Source organism: Streptomyces griseoluteus, assembly GCF_004784465.1.
Classification (GTDB): domain Bacteria; phylum Actinomycetota; class Actinomycetes; order Streptomycetales; family Streptomycetaceae; genus Streptomyces; species Streptomyces griseoluteus.
Window position 1 is genome coordinate 156,008 of record NZ_SRRU01000003.1, and the last position, 19,081, is coordinate 175,088.

Annotated in this window: 20 protein-coding genes; 6 read left to right on the forward strand and 14 right to left on the reverse strand. The window is 71.2% G+C overall.

Annotated elements, in window-relative coordinates; all coding sequences use genetic code 11:
• Positions 1–13: 13 nt before the first annotated feature.
• A complete protein-coding gene (locus tag E5082_RS09520) occupies positions 14–637 on the reverse strand; it encodes a cell wall protein (protein ID WP_190045232.1) in 624 nt (207 codons plus the stop codon).
• An 11-nt stretch (positions 638–648) separates the two neighbouring features.
• A complete protein-coding gene (locus E5082_RS09525) occupies positions 649–1,071 on the reverse strand; it encodes an RlpA-like double-psi beta-barrel domain-containing protein (RefSeq protein WP_130335673.1) in 423 nt (140 codons plus the stop codon).
• 216 nt (positions 1,072–1,287) lie between these two features.
• On the opposite strand from E5082_RS09525, the gene E5082_RS09530 reads away from it, so the two are divergent.
• Positions 1,288–1,644 carry an STAS domain-containing protein gene (locus tag E5082_RS09530; RefSeq protein WP_167514022.1) on the forward strand — a complete coding sequence of 119 codons (357 nt, stop codon included), beginning with the start codon at positions 1,288–1,290 and terminating at the stop codon, positions 1,642–1,644.
• Positions 1,645–1,724: 80 nt separating this feature from the next.
• Complete coding sequence (locus E5082_RS09535) at positions 1,725–2,126, forward strand: ATP-binding protein (RefSeq protein ID WP_135790844.1); 402 nt, start codon at positions 1,725–1,727, stop codon at positions 2,124–2,126.
• A 4-nt stretch (positions 2,127–2,130) separates the two neighbouring features.
• Here E5082_RS09535 and E5082_RS09540 read toward each other — a convergent pair whose 3' ends face one another.
• The 4 genes from E5082_RS09540 to E5082_RS09555 all read right to left on the reverse strand — a co-directional run bounded on the left by E5082_RS09540 (position 2,131) and on the right by E5082_RS09555 (position 5,728).
• Entirely contained in the window at positions 2,131–2,550 is a 420-nt protein-coding gene (locus tag E5082_RS09540; RefSeq protein WP_135790845.1) for an STAS domain-containing protein, read from the reverse strand.
• 4 nt (positions 2,551–2,554) lie between these two features.
• The gene (locus E5082_RS09545) at positions 2,555–3,646 is read right to left on the reverse strand and encodes a cobalamin B12-binding domain-containing protein (protein ID WP_135790846.1); all 1,092 of its coding nucleotides are present in this window, start codon (positions 3,644–3,646) and stop codon (positions 2,555–2,557) included.
• Positions 3,643–5,139 carry a PP2C family protein-serine/threonine phosphatase gene (locus tag E5082_RS09550; protein ID WP_373310009.1) on the reverse strand — a complete coding sequence of 499 codons (1,497 nt, stop codon included), beginning with the start codon at positions 5,137–5,139 and terminating at the stop codon, positions 3,643–3,645. The genes E5082_RS09545 and E5082_RS09550 overlap by 4 nt, the downstream gene beginning before the upstream one ends.
• 361 nt (positions 5,140–5,500) lie before the next feature.
• Positions 5,501–5,728 (reverse strand): DUF5133 domain-containing protein, encoded by a 228-nt coding sequence (locus E5082_RS09555; RefSeq protein WP_135790848.1) that lies wholly within the window; start codon positions 5,726–5,728, stop codon positions 5,501–5,503.
• A gap of 122 nt (positions 5,729–5,850) precedes the next feature.
• Here E5082_RS09555 and E5082_RS09560 point away from each other — a divergent pair, with 122 nt between their 5' ends.
• Complete coding sequence (locus tag E5082_RS09560) at positions 5,851–6,252, forward strand: PPOX class F420-dependent oxidoreductase (protein WP_229918782.1); 402 nt, start codon at positions 5,851–5,853, stop codon at positions 6,250–6,252.
• 4 nt (positions 6,253–6,256) lie between these two features.
• On the opposite strand, the gene E5082_RS09565 is transcribed toward E5082_RS09560, so the two are convergent.
• Positions 6,257–6,454, reverse strand: a complete 198-nt coding sequence (locus E5082_RS09565) for a hypothetical protein (RefSeq protein WP_135790850.1) — start codon at positions 6,452–6,454, stop codon at positions 6,257–6,259.
• 166 nt (positions 6,455–6,620) lie between these two features.
• Between E5082_RS09565 and E5082_RS09570 the strand changes: the two genes are divergently transcribed.
• On the forward strand, positions 6,621–7,193 hold the full coding sequence (locus E5082_RS09570) for a TIGR03086 family metal-binding protein (RefSeq protein WP_135790851.1): 573 nt from the start codon (positions 6,621–6,623) through the stop codon (positions 7,191–7,193).
• Positions 7,194–7,332: 139 nt separating this feature from the next.
• The gene (locus E5082_RS09575) at positions 7,333–9,003 is read left to right on the forward strand and encodes a purine-cytosine permease family protein (protein WP_135790852.1); all 1,671 of its coding nucleotides are present in this window, start codon (positions 7,333–7,335) and stop codon (positions 9,001–9,003) included.
• Here E5082_RS09575 and E5082_RS09580 read toward each other — a convergent pair.
• The 3 genes from E5082_RS09580 to E5082_RS09590 form a co-directional block, all read right to left on the reverse strand.
• Entirely contained in the window at positions 8,983–9,171 is a 189-nt protein-coding gene (locus E5082_RS09580) for a hypothetical protein (RefSeq protein WP_135790853.1), read from the reverse strand. The two genes, E5082_RS09575 and E5082_RS09580, sit on opposite strands and share 21 nt — an antisense overlap.
• Before the next feature lie 181 nt (positions 9,172–9,352).
• Complete coding sequence (locus E5082_RS09585; protein ID WP_135790854.1) at positions 9,353–9,886, reverse strand: pyridoxamine 5'-phosphate oxidase family protein; 534 nt, start codon at positions 9,884–9,886, stop codon at positions 9,353–9,355.
• On the reverse strand, positions 9,780–11,096 hold the full coding sequence (locus E5082_RS09590; RefSeq protein WP_135790855.1) for an N-acetylmuramoyl-L-alanine amidase: 1,317 nt from the start codon (positions 11,094–11,096) through the stop codon (positions 9,780–9,782). Before E5082_RS09590 ends, E5082_RS09585 begins: the two co-directional genes overlap by 107 nt.
• 219 nt (positions 11,097–11,315) lie before the next feature.
• On the opposite strand from E5082_RS09590, the gene E5082_RS09595 reads away from it, so the two are divergent.
• Positions 11,316–13,931, forward strand: a complete 2,616-nt coding sequence (locus tag E5082_RS09595) for an excinuclease ABC subunit UvrA (RefSeq protein WP_229918783.1) — start codon at positions 11,316–11,318, stop codon at positions 13,929–13,931.
• 116 nt (positions 13,932–14,047) lie between these two features.
• On the opposite strand, the gene aac(6') is transcribed toward E5082_RS09595, so the two are convergent.
• The 4 genes from aac(6') to E5082_RS09615 all read right to left on the reverse strand — a co-directional run bounded on the left by aac(6') (position 14,048) and on the right by E5082_RS09615 (position 19,070).
• On the reverse strand, positions 14,048–14,521 hold the full coding sequence (gene aac(6') / locus E5082_RS09600; protein ID WP_135790856.1) for an aminoglycoside 6'-N-acetyltransferase: 474 nt from the start codon (positions 14,519–14,521) through the stop codon (positions 14,048–14,050).
• A gap of 390 nt (positions 14,522–14,911) precedes the next feature.
• Positions 14,912–15,187: a hypothetical protein gene (locus E5082_RS09605; protein WP_135790857.1), complete on the reverse strand. Its 276-nt coding sequence runs from the start codon at positions 15,185–15,187 to the stop codon at positions 14,912–14,914.
• A gap of 2 nt (positions 15,188–15,189) precedes the next feature.
• Positions 15,190–17,337, reverse strand: a complete 2,148-nt coding sequence (locus E5082_RS09610; RefSeq protein ID WP_135790858.1) for a hypothetical protein — start codon at positions 17,335–17,337, stop codon at positions 15,190–15,192.
• A gap of 41 nt (positions 17,338–17,378) precedes the next feature.
• Complete coding sequence (locus E5082_RS09615) at positions 17,379–19,070, reverse strand: phage tail protein (protein ID WP_135790859.1); 1,692 nt, start codon at positions 19,068–19,070, stop codon at positions 17,379–17,381.
• Between the last annotated feature and the right edge of the window lie 11 nt (positions 19,071–19,081).

Genomic DNA, 19,081 nt, shown 5'->3' on the forward strand with positions numbered 1-19,081 from the left:
CCCAATGTCCGCTTCAGTGCCCGACGGAGATACGGACGACGTCCACGGAGTCGTCGGACGGCCGCCAGGCGCCCAGCACTTGGGCGCTCTGCCCGATGCGCAGCCGGGACAGGTCGGAGGTGAGCCCGCGCCCGGCGTAGGAGGCGCCGGTGTCGGCGAGGATGTTGCCGACGACCTCGTGCTGTCCGTGGGCGAGGTGGACCCGGTTCTTCGCGATGCCCCGGATCGTGGTGTCGAGGTTGACGATGTTGACCCAGACCGCGTCGGCGGCCACCGTGCCGTCGGGCATGGGGACGCCGCGCGCGTAGAGGCCGTCGCCGACCTCGATGACGTCGGCGGTGGTGGGCCGGACCTTCCACACGCTGGTGACATTGGTCATCTGCACGCGCGCGTGGCCGCCGCTGGAACCCGCCACCTCCAGCACGCTGCCGGTGATGCCGGTGATTCTGCCCTCCACGAAGGAGGACCTGGCGATGGCCGGGTCGAGGGAGGGCTCGGCGGCGAAGGCCGCGTCGGCGTCGAGTCCGCCGAGCGCGCTCGCCCCGACGATGGTCGCTCCGCCGAGGGCGGCGGCGGTGAGGAAGCGGCGGCGGCGCATCCCCTCGGACGGCACTCCCGTGGTGTTCCGTGCGTTCATGTCGGGCCTCCTCACTCGTAGATGTAGACGGGGAGCTTGCCGGAGCTGAGGTTGCCGATCGCCGAGAAGGCGGCCGGGGTCAGGTCGAGCACGCGGTTGGTGCGGCAGGCGCCGTTGCAGCAGGTCGCCTCGCCGCACCAGTCCTTGGTGCGGGGGCCGCAGTCGGTGATGGTGATGCACACCGTCGCGCCGGAGCACTGGTGGCGGACGTTCATCACCGAACCGCAGCCGCGCCGGGGGATGTTCTCGCCGCAGAGGTCGGGGCGGGTGATGCTGAAGCACGCCGCGGAGGCGTTGGGCCAGGCGCCGTGGTGCGCGCTGGACTGGCAGTTGCCGCAGGCGCCGCCGCCGGCGCTGCCGCAGGGCCCCCATGAGTTGCCGCAGCAGAACCAACTGGTCTCACCGGCCCAGAGGCTGGTCGATCCGCAAGCCATCGTGCAGTCCTCCCTGATTGCAGGTACATGACAAAACCTGGACTGGGTGGAGCGATGGAGCGCTTTCATGATGCACGCGTCTACGCGGGTTGCATAGAGCACGTGCGCGACCTCCCACCGTGATGTATCCAGGCTGAAACCACCCTGGACTGTGACGTGGTGGACCCCGTACGGCACCATGGCCTCATGGTGAACGGCGGTCAGAGGTTTGAGGAAGTGATCCCCCCGGCGGTGGCGTACTCGCGGGCCGACGGAGAGCTGTGGGTCATCGGCCTGCGGGGGCACCTCGACCCCGAGGAACTGGACACGGTGGAGGACGCCACCGAGGACGCCCTGGTCCGCTGGACCGGGCCGCTCGTGTTCGACCTGCGGGAAGTCGGCTTCTGCGACTCGTCGCTGCTCAACCATCTGCTGCGTACGGCGCGGCGCCGGGATGTCGGCATCTTCGGCGGGGACGTCACCGTACGGCGCCTGCTCGAACTCACCGGGGCGGACAGTCTGCTGCCCTCGCATCCCGACCTGGAGTCGGCGCGTGCCGCCCTGTCCACGCTGCCGCGGCAGGCGCGGCCGTGAGCGGCTCGGTCCCCCTCACCGGCGTGTACCGTCAGGGCGGGGGCACGCGCAGGGAAAGCACGCCCGCGCGAAAGGGGCTCATGTTCACCGCACACTCCCAGGCATCGTCACCGGCCGACGCCCGTCGGCTCGCGGCGGCGTACCTGGATGCGCACTGTCCGGGCGCGGACGCGGAGGCGGTGCAGATCGTCGTGAGCGAGCTGGTCACCAACGCCGTCCGGCACACCCCCGACGGCACCTGGTCGCTCGTCCTCAGACTGGAGGAGGGGCAGCTCATCCTGGAGATCACCGACGACAGCCCCGAGCTGCCGACCCCGCGCCCGAATCCGCCCCTGGACGGCCGAGGGGGCCTGGGCCTCGGGCTGGTGGAGAAGCTCAGCGACCACACCGCCGTCGCGCCCACCGCACGGGGCAAGACGATCACCGCATGGTGGAAGCTCCCCACCGGTGACCAGGCGGAGCGGCCGGCTTCGGAGCGCTGACGCTCTAGGACGAGGTGGACTCGGCCTCGCCGGGGAGTTCCCCGGCCGGCCCGACGGGCTCCGCGGTGCCGTCCGGGCCGGCCGTGAGGTACTCGGCGGTGCCGGTGAGCGCCAGCATCCGGGTCAGCTGCACCGGCCGGTGCCGCAGGTGCAGGGTGACGCCCGCCGGATGGGTCCGGCGCCGCAGCGTGAGCAGGGCGGACAGCCCGCTGGAGTCGAGCAGGCGCAGGCCCGAGCAGTTCATGTGCATCTCCCGCAGCGCCGGGCCGTGCTCCAGGACGTGCGCGTCCAGCGTCCGGTTCACGGCGTCGAGGAACTCGTCCGCGGACTCGAAGTCCAGGACTCCCTGGAGCGTCAGCCGTATCGAGCGCGAGTCGATGGCCTCGACGGTGACGGAGAAGCCGACGGGCTGGTGGAGGGTCATGCGGTCATTCCTGGGCCGGGCTGGGTCGGGTGGTGGGCGTCGCGGGGAGGGCCTCGGCGGCCGCCTTCAGGAAGCCGAGGGCGCGGGGGAAGTCGTGCAACTCCCCCGCCAATATCTCCAGTCCGGTCCGCAGGCTGTGCGGGGGCACGCGGCGGGCCTTGAGGATCTCCGCGGTCCACGTGATGAAGCCGGTGAACAGCTCCGGGTCGTCAACGTAGAGGGCGGTGGCCAGGAAGTCCACGATGTGCGCGAGGTCCTCGGCGGTGCGCTCGCGCTGCGCCTCGGTGTACGCGCGCATGCCGGGCCAGCGTGCCTCCAGCTCCGCGAGGCCCTGCCGGACCAGGGCGGAACGGTTGCCCTTGATCAGGGTGTACTCCTGGTCCGCGAGGTGGGGCAGGTCGTCGACCTGCTGCCGCGGCGTCGGCCCGGGGCGGATCAGACCGTCGGCCAGCAGACCGGCGGCCGCCCGGGCGTCGGGGGCCCAGGCGTCGGCGCCGATGAGACGGGCGTAGCGGCCGTCCGCGCCGAAGGCCGCGCCACCGACCATGACGGGGATGCCGATGGACTGCACGGCCGTCACCGCGGTGTGCGCGCTCGGCAGGTGCAGGGGCAGCGAGGCCGACAGCAGCGTGGCCGCCGGGTTGGTCGCGTGCAGGTGGGCGATCAGATGCGGGGTGGTGGTGTGGGCACCCAGGAAGTCCACCTGCCAGCCGCGCCCGGTGAGCACCTCGGCGAGCAGCCGGGCCGGAAGCACGTGCCATTCGCCGTCGACGCACGCGACCGTGATGCGCGGTCTGTCCGGCATGCCGGCCGGTGCCGGCACCCGGTGGGCGAGGGCGGCGATGACCCGGTCGATGATCGCGGTGGCGGCGTGCTCCTCGGCGACGCTGATCCGGTCGGCGGCCCATTCCGTGCCGACCCGGCGCTGGACCCCGCCGAGCACCTCCAGCAGCAGGCTCTCCCGGCCCACTCCGGCGTCGGCCGCCGCGAACACCTCGCGTACGGCGGCCGACTCGTCCTTGGCGATCACGGCCGTCCACAGCCGCTCCGACACTTCCGCGCGCTCCTGGACCGCCGCGCCGGTATCGGTGGTCATCGGCGGACCCCCGCCTTGGGCCGGGCCGCGGTGGCGTGGTGGCCGTCGACGGAGTGCAGGGCGCCGTGGCCGCCCGCCGGGTTGGTGATGGCGAGGGTGGCCATGTCGTCGTGCCGGCCACCTCCCAGCCACTGGGCCGCCAGCATCTGCACTCGTTCCACCACCGCTTCCGCGGGCATCCGGGCACACGGGCCGAGGGCCGCCCGCAGCCGCTCCTCGCCGAAGAACTGGTCGCCCAGCGGGCCGCCGGAGGCTTCGGTGATCCCGTCCGTGTAGAGCAGGCAAGTCTCCCCCGGCGCCAGCGACACATGGGCGGTGCGCGCGGTGACGGCGGGCATGGCGCCCACGAGCTGCCCCTGGGTCGGAGCCTCCTCCACCCGGCCGTCGCTTCTGATGATCAGCGGCGGCAGGTGTCCGGCGCTGGTCAGCCGGAGCCGGACGTGGCCGGCACGGCGGGTGACGGAGGCCAGTACCAGGGTGGCGAACCGGGTGTGGTGGGAGTTGAGCAGCGCGCCGTTGAGCAGGGAGAGCACCTGCTGGTGGTCCCCGGACAGCGGCAGCAGCGCCTGCAGGACGCTGCGGATCTTGCCGGTGAGCACGGCGGCCTCCAGCCCCTTGCCCGCGACGTCGCCGAGGACGACGAACGTCTCCTCGCCGGCGTCCGTACCAGGGTGGACGTCATAGAAGTCGCCGCCCACCCGCTCGTGGTCCCGTGCCGCCCGGTAGGCACCCGCGTACTCGACACCGTGGACGCGCTCCAGGCGCGGCGGCAGGAGATCACGCATCAGGGTGGTGGTGATCGAGCGCTGTTCCGCGTACAGGCGCGCGGCCGAGAGCGCCACACCGGCCCGCGCCGCGAAGAGCCGCGCGAAGACCTCCTCACCGTCCGTGAACGCCTGGTGTGTGCTGGAGCGCAGCAGGATCAGTACACCGGCGGGCACGCCGTGGCCCGGCAGCGGGGTGACTATGACCGAGCCGATCGGGCCGTCGAAGCCCTCGGGGACCGCCCAGTCGGGCAGCTCGGCCGGATCGATCCAGCGCGCGGGGACCGGCGGGAAGCCCTGGAGGGCCTCCGCGAGCCCGGCGACCGAGCGCGGCTCGACCGGGAGCATGGTCTGGGTGACCTCGCCGTCCGCCCGCGCGTAGGTCAGCTGGTGGCGGCGCCCCTGGGCGGGGGCGACGATGATCGCCGCGTCCGCGAGGTGGCCCGCGGCCATCCGCGCGGTGACCGTCATGCACCGCTCGACGTTCAGCGAGGACAGCAGGGCGCTGGAGACCTCGGCGAGCAGGGCGGCACGCTCCCGCTCGCCGCGCAGTGCCTGCTCGGCGAGGCGGCGGTCGGTGTCCTCCAGCAGCCACCACACGACGGTGCCGTCGTCGCAGGAGGAGGGGTACGCCTCGAAGCTGCGGCCCGCCACCTCGCCCGAGACGGCGTCCGCCGGGGTGCCCGCCTGGCGCAGCGCGCGGTCGGCGGCGGCCAGCCAGGCCGGCATGGCAGCCGACGTGACAAAGTCCCCTGGCACAAGCGGTATCAGGCGGCGTGCCGCCTCGTTCGTCTCGATCAGGGCCCCATCGGCGTCGACCACCAGCACGGGACAGGGGGCGCTGTCCCACGCCGTGGCGACGCCGACACCACCGGTCTGCGGACTATCGGGTGTACCCGGGGAAAGAATCACAGTCGGGGAGCGCGAGCGTGCGCTCCACCACCTCTCAGTCGATCGAGAACGTTTACCGATGACAACGGTCTCGCATCCACCGGCCACGTGCAACGCCCGACAGATTTCCACACGTATTCGACACACACAACCCAAATCGCCCTCCTTGACGGGCCGACCGCGCCGTGTGCGGCGGAGTTCAGGCGGGCAGGAGGGAGTCGTCCTGCGGGCGCGCGCCGGGCAGCCGGTGCCGGGCGGCGATCAGCGCCGCGTCGATGTCGCGGGTGCCGGTGGCGACGCACAGGGTGTACGCGATGTCGTCCATCCGCTGCCGCACTTCGGCGCTGCCCTCCTCGGCGTGCAGGATGCGCAGCGCGTCGTACTGCTCGATCAGGTTCTGCAGCACGGCGGGGTGGGCCATCAGCATCTCGGGTTCTCCCTCTGACCAGCTATCACATGGGTCGTACACGGACCCGGTTACCCTGGGCCCTCTCAAACACACCTGCGCTTCTTCACCCGATCGACCCCCTACCTGCCGGAGATCTCCCCGTGCCCGTACCCCTCGGCGACGGTCTGCTCGCGCTGCTGCGCCGCGCCAGCACCTGCTACATCGCCACCACGATGCCCGACGGCTCGCCGCAGCTCACCCAGACCTGGGTGGACACCGACGGCACGCACGTCCTGATCAACAGCGTGGAGTCCCACCAGAAGACCCGGAACATCGCGCGGGACCCGCGGGTGGCCGTCGCGCTCTCCGACCCGGCCGACCCGTCGTCGTACACCCAGATCCGCGGCCGGGTGGTGCGGGTGACCACCGAAGGCGCGGTCGATCACATCGAGGCGCTCGCGCGGAAGTACCTGGGCGGCCCCTACCCGTGGTTCGGCGGTCGGGACCAGGTGCGCGTGATCTACGTCATCGAGCCGGAGCGCATCAGCAGCCCGCGCGGCTGAAGTCCTAGGCGGCCTCGGACTCGGCTTCGCCCCGGCCGGCCGGGGCCGCCGTCTGCCGCCGGCCGCCCTGGATCAGGCGCAGATGGCGGCCCCGGGCGTGGCGGGGCGGCTTGGGGCCGCGCGCCAGCCAGTCCTCGGTACGGTCCATCCCGTACAGCAGCACGGCCACGACCGGCAGCAGCAGAATTGCGACGATGGCCACGGTGGGGGCTCCTCCCCGGCAGACAGCTCTGTACGGATGCCCGCCGCGCCTCCGGCCAGCGGGTGACCCCTGTGAAGGTGCGGTGCCTGTCCGGCACCCCGCCGCGCGAGCGCACGCCGAGCGGTTTCTCCGCACGCCGCCCCACGCGCATCCCTAGGGTGGAGCGATGGCGAACTCAGTCTCTTCCCTGATCGACAGCGCCGTCCGGGCCACCGCCCCGGTAGTGGACGGCATCACCGACGAACAGCTCGGCGCTCCCACGCCCTGTTCCGAGTACGACGTACGCGCCCTGCTCAACCATCTCTTCCACGTGGTCACCAACTTCCAGAAGCTGGCCGCCGGGGAGCGCGCGGACCTGGCCTCGGTCGGCGAGTATCTCGACGAGGGTGACTGGCGGAGCCGGTTCCGCGAGGAGGGGGATCGGCTCGCGGAGGCGTGGAGGGCGCCCGGTTCGGCGGAGGGCATCTCCCCCGGCATGGGCCTGCCGCAGCGCACGCTGGCGTACATGGTGCTGGGCGACCTGCTGGTGCACGGCTGGGACCTGGCGCGGGCCACCGGTCAGGAGTACACCCCGGACGCTACGACCGTCGAGGAGGTGGCCCCGGAGCTGGAGAAGATCGCCCCGATGGGCCGCAACGCGGGGGTGTACGCCGAGGCGGTGCCGGTTCCGGCCGGGGCGACGCCGTTCGAGCGGCTGCTCGGGGACACGGGGCGGGACGTGAGCTGGTCGCCCAGCTGAGCCACGCCGTGTAACGGGCCGTTCACGCCGGGCGGGGCCTCGGGGAAACAAGCGCTTCGTAGCCTGGCCCGCCGGCCTCCGTCCGGCAGCGCTGCCGGACGGAGGTCTCCCCCGGTACCCGTACGGAGAGAGGCGTGGCATGAGCGCGACAGAGTCACGACCCACGGCCGAGGCGGCCGAAGGCCCGGCGACAGCGGCCACGAGCCAGGCCGCCAAGGAGACGCTGGAGGACTACACCCTCCGCTACGCGCCCCGGAGTTACCGCCGCTGGACCCCGATGGTGGTGGCCACCACGGCGCTCGGCGGCATCGCGTACATGGCCGACTTCTCGATCGGCGCCGGCATCGGCCTGGCCCACGGCACCGGCAACGCGCTGGTGGCTGTCGCGGTGGCCGCCGTCGTCATCTTCGTCACCGGCTTCCCGCTCGCGTACTACGGCGCCCGCTACAACATCGACCTGGACCTGATCACGCGCGGTTCGGGCTTCGGCTACTACGGCTCGGTCCTCACCAGCGTCATCTTCGCCAGCTTCACCTTCATCTTCTTCGCGCTCGAGGGCTCCATCATGGCCCAGGGCCTCCGGCTCGGCCTCGGACTCCCGCTGTGGCTGGGCTACCTGGTCTCCACGCTGATGGTGATCCCGCTGGTGATCTACGGCATGAAGGCGCTGAGCAAGCTCCAGGTGTGGACGACACCGGTATGGCTGGTGCTGATGGTGGGGCCGTTGGTGTACCTGGTGGTCACCGATCCGGGCACGGTCGACCGCTTCCTCTCCTACGCGGGCACCGACGGCGACGGTGGGGTGAACACCGCATCCGTACTGCTCGGCGCGGGCGTCTGCCTCTCCCTCATCGCGCAGATCGGCGAGCAGATCGACTACCTGCGCTTCATGCCGCCCAGGACCGAGGCGAACAAGCGCCGTTGGTGGACGGCCGTGGTGATGGCCGGCCCCGGCTGGGTGGTGCTCGGCGCGCTGAAGCAGGCGATCGGTGTCTTCCTCGCCGTCTACATCCTGGCCTCGGCCGGCCCGTCGGTCGCGCCCGAGCCGATCCAGCAGTTCAAGGGCGCCTTCGACGCCATGCTGCCGTCCTGGCTGGTGGTGCCGCTGGCCGTGGTGCTGGTGGTGATCAGCCAGATCAAGATCAACGTGACGAACGCCTACTCGGGCTCGCTCGCCTGGACCAACTCCTTCACCCGGCTCACCGGCCGCTATCCCGGCCGCATGACCTTCGTGCTGGTCAACCTGGGCTTCGCGCTGGCCCTGATGGAAGCCGACATGTTCAGCTTCCTCAACGGCATCCTGGGCTTCTACTCCAACTGCGCCATCGCGTGGGTCGTCACCGTGGCCACCGACATCGGCGTCAACAAGTACCTGCTGAAACTCTCCCCGCACGCGCCGGAGTTCCGCCGGGGCATGCTGCACGCGGTCAACCCCGTGGGCGTGGTGTCCTTCCTCGCGGCGTCCGGACTGTCGATCGCGATGTACTTCCACGCCTTCGGTGACACCCTCCAGCCGTACTCCCCCGTCGCCGCCGCCGTCATCGCCTTCGCCCTCACCCCGCTGATGGCCGTGGCCACCCAGGGCCGCTACTACCTGCGGCGCCCGGACGACGGCATCCCTGAGCCCCTCCTGGACCCGGACGGCAACCCGAGCGGCACCATCTACGACTGCCACGTCTGCCACCAGGCGTACGAGCGTCCCGACGTGACAGCGTGCGCCACCCATGGCGCCGTGGTCTGCTCACTGTGCCTGAGCACGGACCGGGTCGGCGGCCATGTGCTGCTCGCCTCAGGCGAGTTGATCGCGTAGCAGCACCTCCAGTGCGATGGGGGCGCGGCCGATCACAGTGGTGAGAGTGGGGTCCTGCGCGGCGAACTCGCCGGCGCGGGCGGCGGTGAAGACACCCATCAGGCCCTCCACCCGGTCGGAGAGGAGCCCGGCCTCGGCCAGGTGCCGGCGGAACGTGTCGTCCGGCACCGTGGTGTGCGGGTGAAGGGGCGGCCGGCGATGCCGGCGGCGAGGGTGGCGACATCTTCGAAGGCGTTCCTGGCCACCAAGCACGGGGCTCCCACGCCGGAGGACCCGATCGAGGGCCTGCGCGCGGGGTGGGACCTGGCGGTGGAGTTCGCCGTGGACAGCCCTCCGTCTGTCCTGACGCTCAGAACGTCCACCGCGTGTGGGTGAAGAGGCCGCCCTCCCGGCCGAACCCGTACGCAGTGTCGGGTTCCACGGCGAACACCACGGCTCGCCCGGTGCGGAACGCGTCCCCGATGCCGTGGAAGGTGCCTTCGGGCGAGGTGATGTGCGCTCCGTACTTCGCCTCGTACGCGGCGATCACCTCCTCCACCCTCGCCGGGTCGGTGACCTGCTCCGCCGTCCCCTCGACGATCAGGTCGAGGCCCTCGGTGAGGGAGTTCCGGCCGGTGGTCAGCGCGCAGTGCGCGTTCCGCGCGAGGTTCTTCGCCTTCTGCTCCTCCGGCCCGGTGGAGAAGTACAGCACCCCGTCGTGCCAGGCGGCGATGACGGGGGTGATGTGCGGCCGGCCGTCGGGGCGGACGGTGGAGACCCAGAAGATCTGGGCGTCCTCAAGGTGGCGTTGGGCCTCCGGCCAGGGGGTGGGGGTGGCGTTCTCCGCGCCGGGGCGGGGGTGGATGGCGGAGCTGTAGCGGGGGTCGAGTTCGGTGGTGGGCATGGGGTCTCCTTCCGTCTGCCAGGGGTAACGAGCCCAGCCGTCTGCGGTGGCGTGTCCCGACGAACGTGCGCTCGGTCCGGCTGCGGGGCCCGCAGGCCGAGCCACTGATCGGGTCGCTCGGCCCTGATCGGTTCGGGCGGCCAGGCAACGGGGGCGAGAAGGTGGCGCCGTGCGCGGCGTAGCCCTCGTGCTCGATGCCGATGGAGTGCAGGTTCGTCGAGTAGTTGCCCGCGTGGTACGCGACGTCCTTGGTCGGCACCATCTGGGTCACCGCGCCGTCCGAGGACCGCATCACGTAGTGCGCGGAACTGCCGCCCGGGTTCTGGAACGTGGTGATGGCGGACTGGTACGACGACTCGGTGTCGTGGATGACGATCGTGTCGATCCGGACGCCGTTGGCGGGCCGGCTGGAGACCTGACCGTTGGACGCCGCCGCCGGTACGAAAGTGCAGGTGACGTCGGACGGGCACTCGGTGGCGGTGGCCGTCGCGGCACCGGCCAACTGTTCCCTGACGGGACGGACGTTGCCGTCGGCGGCCATCGATACGCGCTGCCCGTCGGAGGTGGTGCGGGCGGCGCCGGTGCGGAGGGTGGTGAAGACCCGGTCGGCGAACGCCGTGGCGGTGTGCTGCCGGCCGGAGCCGCCGTAGCGGGCCACCGCGCCGTACCACTGGCCGGGGTCCGCCGAGAGGGTGCCGCGCACGGACTTCTGGTAGGAGGCGAGCAGCGCGGCGCCGCCCGCGATGTTGGCGGCGGGGTCCTCGCGCAGCTCCGCCGGGGACAGCCCGGTGAGCTTGGCGGCGGTGCGCAGGGTGTGCAGGGCGGGGTCCTTCGCCAGGTCGGCGAGGTCGGGCCGGCCGACCGTTCCGGCCGGACCGGAGGCCAGCATCGCGGGGGTGACGTCGGTGAGGTGCATCGGGCCGTAGCCGCCGCTGGTGCTCACCTGGCCGGCGTGATCGTCCCACGCCGACTCCTGGTAGGAGACGGCGAGCAACACCTGGGCGGGTACGTGGTACTTGGCGGCCGCGGCCGCGAAGGCGTGCTGGCGCGCCCCGGGCCCCGAAGGGGCGGGGGTCGCGGCCTGCGCGGTGGCGGGCACCAGGCCGGTCAGGGCTCCCGCCGTCAGCGCGCCCGCGGCGGCCAGAGCGAGCAGCCGATGCCGTGCGGCAGGCTTTCGGGCGGCGTGCTCCACGGGTCTTTCGCTCTTCATTTGTCTCCGCGCTCCATGGCAACCAGGAAAGGGTAAAAAGGCATTCGTCATCGCATTGCCGCCCTTCATTTCGAGCGTCAATTCACTTGCAGATCAACGGCGTTCGAACCGTATGGCCACTGAACTCAGCTGCGCAACCAGCCCCGCGGCGGCATCACGGCCTCACCCGATCACCAGGCGCTCGCGGCACGGACCGGCCGGTCAGGCTAGGTTTTGCCCATGGCTCCACCCCCACGACAGACATCCGCGCCGGCGCCCGCCACTCCCCCGGACCCCGGTCAGGACGGGCTGATCAGGGTTCGTGGTGCCGACGAACACAATCTGCGGCATGTCGACGTGGACGTACCCCGCGACCAGGTCGTGGCCTTCACCGGAGTGTCGGGGTCCGGCAAATCGTCGCTCGCATTCGCCACCATCTACGCCGAGGCCCAGCAGCGCTACCTGGAATCCGTGGCGCCGTACGCCAGACGGCTGATCGACCAGGGCGCGGCCCCCAGGGTCGGCTCGATCACCGGTCTGCCGCCCGCCGTGGCGCTGCGCCAGCAGCACAGCGGGGGCAGCACCCGCTCGACGGTGGGCACCGTCAGCCGGGTCTCCAACGTGCTGCGCATGCTGTACTCCCGCGCCGGCACCTACCCAGCCGGACGGACCCCGGAGGACCTCGCCGGAACGTTTCCGCGCGACGCGGCGCCGCTGGACTCGGACAGCTTCTCGCCGAACACCGCCGTGGGCGCCTGCCCCACCTGCTCCGGCCTCGGGCGGCTGCACAGCGTCGACGAGAGCAAGCTCGTGGGCGACGACTCCCTGAGCATCCGGGAGGGCGCGATCGCGGCCTGGCCGGGTGCCTGGCAGGGCAAGAACTACCGGGACATCCTCGCCGAGCTGGGCATCGACATCGACGTACCCTTCCGCGAGCTGCCGGCCGCCCGGCGCGAGTGGCTGCTGACCACGGACGAGCAGCCGACCGTCACCGTGCACCCGGTCCGTGACGCGCACCGGGTGCAGCGCTCGTACCAGGGCACATACATGAGCCCCCGCAAGTGGGTGATGCACACGTTCGCCACCTCCAAGGCGGCGCATCTGCGCGCGAAGGCCGCCTCGTTCATGTCCGAGGAGGTCTGCCCGACCTGCCACGGCAAGCGGCTGAACCCGGAGGCGCTGGCGGTGACCATCGCCGGGCAGGACATCTCGGTGGCCACCTCGATGCCGCTCAGCCAGCTCACGGCCTTCCTGGAGTCGGCCCGCGACCACCCCGACACCCTGGCCCTGCCGGCCGAGCGCAGGCAGGCCGCGCACGCCCTGATCGGCGGCCTCCAGGACCAGCTCGGCACGCTGACCGACCTGGGCCTCGGTTACCTCGCCACCGGGCGCGCGACCTCCACCCTCTCCAGCGGTGAGCTGCAACGGCTGCACATGGCCACCCAGCTCCGCAGCGGCCTGTTCGGCGTGCTGTACGTGCTGGACGAGCCCTCGGCCGGGCTGCACGCCGCCGACACGGAACTGCTGCTCACCGCGCTGCGACGGCTCAGGGGCGCCGGGAACAGCGTCTTCGTGGTGGAACACAACGCGCAGGTGCTCGCCTCGGCCGACTGGATCGTCGACATGGGTCCGGGCGCCGGCCGGCACGGCGGCCAGGTCCTCTACAACGGGCCGGCCCAAGGGCTGAGCGAGTCGCCGGAGTCGGTGACCGCCCGGTACCTCCCGCTGGACGCGCCCCCTGTGCCGGGGCCCGAGGAGCCGCGCCAACCGGCGGGATGGCTGCGCCTGGACGGGGTCACGGGTCACAACCTCCGTGACCTGGACGCGAGTTTCCCCCTCGGCACACTCACGGCGGTCACCGGCGTCTCCGGGTCCGGCAAGTCGACCCTGGTCCGGCGGGCCCTCGCGGAGACGGTCCGAGATCATCTGCACGCCGACGAGACCGCCGAGGACATCGCCCGCAACCCCGCCACGGTGGAGACCGCCGACGAGGAGGAGGCGGGGGTGCCGGTCCGGGACCTGACGGAGGACCGGGTGACGGTGCGCTCCAGTACGGGACTTGAGCACATCAACCGCCTCGTGGTCGTGGACCAGAAGCCCATCGGACGTACCCCGCGCTCCAACCTCGCCACCTACACCGGCCTCTTCGACAGCGTCCGCAAGCTGTTCGCCGCCCAGCCGACCGCTCGTGAACTCGGTTACACGGCAAGCCGGTTCTCGTTCAACGTGGCCCAGGGCCGATGCCCGCACTGCCTGGGCGACGGAGTCGTCAGCATCGAACTCCTCTTCCTGCCCACGGAGACCTCCCCCTGCCCGGTCTGCCAGGGCGCCCGCTACAACCCCGGCACGCTGATGGTGCGCTACCGCGACAGGACCATCGCCGACGTGCTGGCGATGAGCGTGGAGGAGGCGCACGAATTCCTCGCCGACGTGCAGCCCGCCGCCCGCATCCTCAAGCTGCTCTCCGACATCGGGCTGGGCTATCTGACACTGGGCCAGAGCGCCACGACCCTCTCCGGCGGTGAGGCCCAGCGCATCAAGCTGGTGAGCGAGCTGCACCGGGCGCCGCGCGGCCACAGCCTCTACCTGCTGGACGAGCCGACCACGGGACTGCACCCGGCGGACGTGGACCTGCTGATCGGGCAGTTGCAGCGCCTGGTGGACGCCGGGAACACGGTCGTCGTGGTGGAGCACGACCTGCGCACGGTCGCCGCCGCGGACTGGGTCGTGGACCTCGGTCCGGGGGCGGGGGACGACGGCGGCCGCATCGTCGCCGAGGGCCGGCCGGAGGACGTGGCCCGAGCGGGCGGCACGCCCACCGCGGACCACCTGGCGCGCCGCCTGTCAGCCCGCTGACCCGCGAGGCTACGGTCTGCCCATATTCATCGCCGTCGGAGCCGACCTCGGCAAGCCACTGGGCGCCCTCCACCGACAGCTTCCAGTTTCACCGGGAAACACCGACGCCCGAAGCGTCAGGCAAGCTCAGCCGCGAGCAGGTCCATCAGCAGGCCGTCACGCCAGCGGCCGGTGCGGTGGTCGAGTTCGTAGGCTCGCATGACTCCCACGGGTCTGAACCCGACCTTGCCGTAGCACCGAATCGCCGCGGTGTTGACGGCGGCGGGGTCGATGGTCAGCCGGTGATGCCCGCGTTCCGTCACCAGCCACCGGGCCAGTGTGCGCACCGCGTCCGTGCCGAGTCCCTGACCGTGATGCCGCGCCGTCAGGAAGATGTCGATGCCGGCGTGGCGGTACTCGGGGTCGGTCTCTTCGTGGAACTGGACGGCACCGATGACGGCTTCGTCGAGTACGACGGCGAGCATGCCCGCGTAGGTGTCCGGAGGAGGCCACCAGACGGCGACCTCCGGTTCCCGCACGATCCTGTCCAGGACCCCGGTCTCGTCCTCGGCCACCGGCCTCAGCACAACTCTGTCTCCACGTAGTTCCATGAGCCCATTCGAACCGAGCTGACCCGGGCGCCGAGTCGGAACGGAAACATCCGTTGGCGCCGCAAGTCAGTGCGAAGAGGAGCGGTGAGCAAAGACCCCTGCGCCTGCGGTCTCTCGGCCCCGTGCCGGGCGGGGGGCCGGCCCGGCCGCGTGGCGGGACGGTCCGAGGCACCTCCGTTCGACGTCCACCCTGACGCCCCCGTACGGCCACTCACAGGAGGCGCACCGCCTGCCCCCCGGCTCGTACCGGCGGCGACCGCATGACCTACGTCAAGCAGGAGGTCGGAGCTGGCGGCGCCGTTCGTCCCCACGGTGCCGGGTACGGACACGTATGTGGATCGGCTGCGCTGAAGTCAGCCCGCCGAGTCGGCGAGCCCCGGGTTGTCCAGGTCACGGCGGGGGGACGCTGTTGGCACGGCGGGATTCGGCGTCGGCGGGGTGGAGGAGGTCTTCCAGGACCTGGATGGCCCCGCTGATCCGAAGCAGTGCCTCGCGTGTGCTGCTCTGCTGTTCGACCAGGCGGCGCAGCTGCTCCATACCCGCGTGCTCGTCGCGCTTGAGCTGGTCGAGGCGCTCCGACAGGGCCTTCCGGGTGTCATCGGCCGGGGGCCGCGGATCGGCGTGGTGCGAGTCCGTGCGCTGTCCGGTCGTGGTCTGCTGGGTCATCGTCATACCGTCCCTTCCAGACGTTCGAGGAGATCGGCGCTGCGTGGCCGGCCGTGCTCCTCGGGGTGGAGGAAGAGGTTCCGTTCGTTCTCCGGCTTGTCCTCTTCCGTGGGGATGCGGTGGGCCTCGGCCCAGGCGTCCTGCCGCACTCCGGTGACCTGCCAGGAAATCTTGATGCCCGGTGTGTCGGTGCGCAGGGTGAATCGGTTGTCCTTGATCTCACCGGTCACGGCGACCTGCGCGAGGGAGCCGACCGGGGTGAGCTGGTAGCGGTAGTCGCGGTTGAGCGCCTCGAAGTAGTCCGGCAGCACGACCGTGGCCTCCCCAGCCTCGTTCGTCTCGGCCATGCCGCTGTACACCGTCGCCATGTCGGGGGACTCGACGAAGGAGTGCGACAGGTATTTGTTGGCGGGGTCCACAGGGTGGTCGATCCGGAAGCCGCCCCCCGGTTTGTCGATGAAGCCGGTGACCCGCATGTTGCCCCGCACGTCCAGCTTGAACTGGGGCATCTTGGTGCCGATTCCGATGAGGTCGTCGCCGTTGAAGGCGACGACGCCGCCTCCGCTGCGCAGGAAGAGCACGCCCTCGCCGGTGTCCCCGACGTTCGACCCGAAGAGTTTCGCCACGGCGGGGCCGTTCGGCTGGCCGAAGTTCCTGCCGAAGAAGGCGTTGCCGCCGACGCTGAGCTGTCCTCCGCACGAGAGGTCCCCTCCGGCCTGCAGTGAGCTGCCCACGGTTGCGGTCCCGACGACGGTCAGCCCGTTGCTGCAGGTGACGTTGGCGTCTTTGGTGTTCATCGCCAGGCCCCACCCCGCATCGTCGTTGCCCCAGAAGCCGACGTTCTCGTTGTTCACCATGCCGATGAACGCGCTGTCGTGTTCGCCGAGTTCCGTTTGACGGAACCAGATCCCGGCCGAGAAGTCGCCGCCTTGACGCACCCGCATGCGGCGTGACACGTCCAGCGCGTTGCCCTCGCCGCGGCTGATCGAGATGAAGTCCTCTCCCGACCACAGCCGTGCGGCACCGGCGAACGCGTACCACAGCCAGCGCTCCCCGTTCGAGGGTCGCTCCACGAAGTCCGTGAAGCCGCGGTCGCCGAACGAGTATCCGCTGAGCCCCCCGCTCGTATGGACACCGGTGTTTCCCACGTGCAGGGCGTAGTGGAAGTCGCTGTCGACCCCGATGGCCACCCGGCCGTCGGGGTCGACGGCGATGGCCTCGGTGTCCCCGGCGAGGTTGCTGAGGCGCCATCCCCCGTCGTCGTCGGCGTGCATGCCCCACGACGCATCGCTGCCGAGGGCATCCAGCCTTATCCCCGCCTGCGAGCCGGACGAGAACACCTCCAGGGCCGGCCCGTCGTCCGCCTCCGAACGGATCTCCATCGGCGGCGTGTCCGCGCGCATGTTGACGCGCACACTCCCGTCGCCGTTCACCCGGAGCGGGGACCTCGGTTCGCCGCCGGAGTCGGAAGTGATCACGACGAGGCCGCCGTCGTCCGTCCCCCGCAACTCGGCACCCGGCATCTGACCGACACCCAGCTTCGGGTCGTCCTCCGTCTCCGTGGTCCCCCACAGCTGCACACGACCCGTCGCCCCCACCACGCGTCGCGCCCCGCCCTCCAGGCCCTCCACGGTGCCGTCGGCCCCGACGGTGACCAGGGCCAGGACCACCTGCCGGCCCCCGCCGTCGAAGCCGCCCGCCGGGAGCAGCCGCAGCCACGGTGCGTGGAGCCGGGTCACGCGGTTCTCGTCGAGTCCCTCCAGCCAGGTCAGGGTCAGCACGTGCTCGCCCTGGGCCAGACCCGTCGTGCTCAGCGTCAGCCCCTCCGGACCCACGTGCGCGGGATTCTCCAGGGGCTGCTGCGGGTCGGCGTTCGGTGCGACGACGGCGAGCCCGCCGTCCTCCAGCACGATGAGGTGCCCGGCGGAATCGAGCGCGGTGCCGACGGAGACGGCGACCTGGGATTGCCCGATGGTCGCCGCGACCTCCAGGCCGACCGCCACGCCCCACCTGTTCAAAGTGGCACCGCGTTCGCTGTCCAGCCGCAGCAGGTAGTTCTCCATGTCCATATGGCTCTCGGCGTGTTCGGTCTTGCCGCTCCGGACACTGCCGGTGTCGAAGTTGAAGTACTCCGTGCGTTTGACTGCCATGTTCCTCACCGCTGATCTGCTCGATCCGCTCGATGTCACGGTCACTCGCCGAGGGTCCGGGTCACCCGGATGAATCGGCAATGTGCCGGTTTGTGCTCGCCGACGATGGATGTGATGGTGCCCATGGCCCCGTTCATCTCCCGTTTGCGCAGTGCCTCGTCGGCGGAGAGCTCGTCCGAGGAGAAGTGGATGACCACACTCATCTCGAACGGCTGGACCCTTGGCCGGTAGGTGTTCTCGTTCATGCCGATCGTCTCGACCGGGCCGGGATCGCAGATCACCAGCCCGGCTCCGGCGGCGACCATCCCGGTGGGGTTGACGAAGCTCCCCGGACCGGTGATCCGGGCCGTCGAAGCGGTGGCCGTCTCGACGACGCGAACTGATGCGGGCAGGGCCCGCAGCAGGACGAAGGCATCGTCCGCGAACTCCGGCCAGAAGGGTTTGAGGCCGGCGTCGAGCACGAAGAGCTGTCCGTCGTCCGGTCGCGCTACGGCCGTCGGGGCCACCAGGGCGTTGTCCGGCGGGAGCAGGGGTGTGTGCGTCCACTGCTCGGCGCCGCGCACCACCCGGATCAGGTTGCCGCCGCCCCCGTCCGTCTCAGGCGCTGTCGCTTGGTGACCGCCGTCACCGACGAGCAGTGACCCGTCACGCTCCACGAACAGCGACAGCGGCTCCTTGATCTGGGTCTTGTCCAGCTCCTTCGGAATCACGCCCACCGGGGTCGCGTCGGGACGGACGGTGAAGATCATGGGCGTCGCGGCTTCGGGAGGGGACAGTCCGCGGTCGAGGATCAGCAGGTCGCCGGCGCCGTCCACGGTCATCGCCACGGGGAAGACGGGGGTGGGCAGCCGCACGAGTTCCGGGACCGTGGCGGCGGTGTAGGGGAAGGGGACGGCGAAGATGCGGCCGTTCTGGTCGAGGATGAACAGCTTCTCCGGCTGTCCGGCGGTCTCGGGGCGCACGGCGACGGCGACGATCCGGGCCAGGGTCATCCCGGGGACCAGCGGCCGTGGGCGCGGCGGGCTGCCGTCCAGGTCCGGCTGCCCCGCCGCGCTGATCCGCCACACCCGCCGGCGGTGCACGACCTCTGCGAACTCGGGCAGACCGCGCTCCCCGACGAAGAGGCTGCCGTCGGTCCCCCTCGCCACGCACCAGGGTCGCATCAGTCCCTCGCGGACCACTTCCCCGTCCTCGATCAGCGGCCTGAAGGTCGGCAGGGCGGTGGCGGGCCGCTGCCCACCGGCGTCCGTGCGGACCGTCAGCAGGCAGGTTCCGTCGTCCACGGCCACCCGGGGCCTGACGCGGCCCACGGAGTACAGGTCCAGGTAGGTGGCGAGGCCGGAGCGCAGCCCGCGTCGGCGGTGGACCCGGCTGATCTCCGAGGTGGCCTTGCGCTGCTGGTACTCGTCCCAGAGTGGATCGCCCTGGAGCTCGGGGAAGCGCAGTGCGACCCAGGAGGCGAGCCAGGGCAGGAACCTCTCCGGCGTCCGCCACGGGTCGTAGAGCCGATCCAGCTGTTCGACGGTCTCCGTGATGGAGACATGGGTGTGGGTCTCGTCCCCCGTGTCCAGGTGCCGCGGGTGCACGATCGGCTCACCGTCCGGAATGCCGGTGAGGATCTTCTCGAAGAGGCAGAGCATGCTGCCGAGGGAGATGTCCGTGGCCGCCTGGTCGTTCTCCCACAACACGGGCGGGAGGTAGCGCAGATAGCTGCTCCGTTGCTGTGTCGCCATGGCCGGCCCCC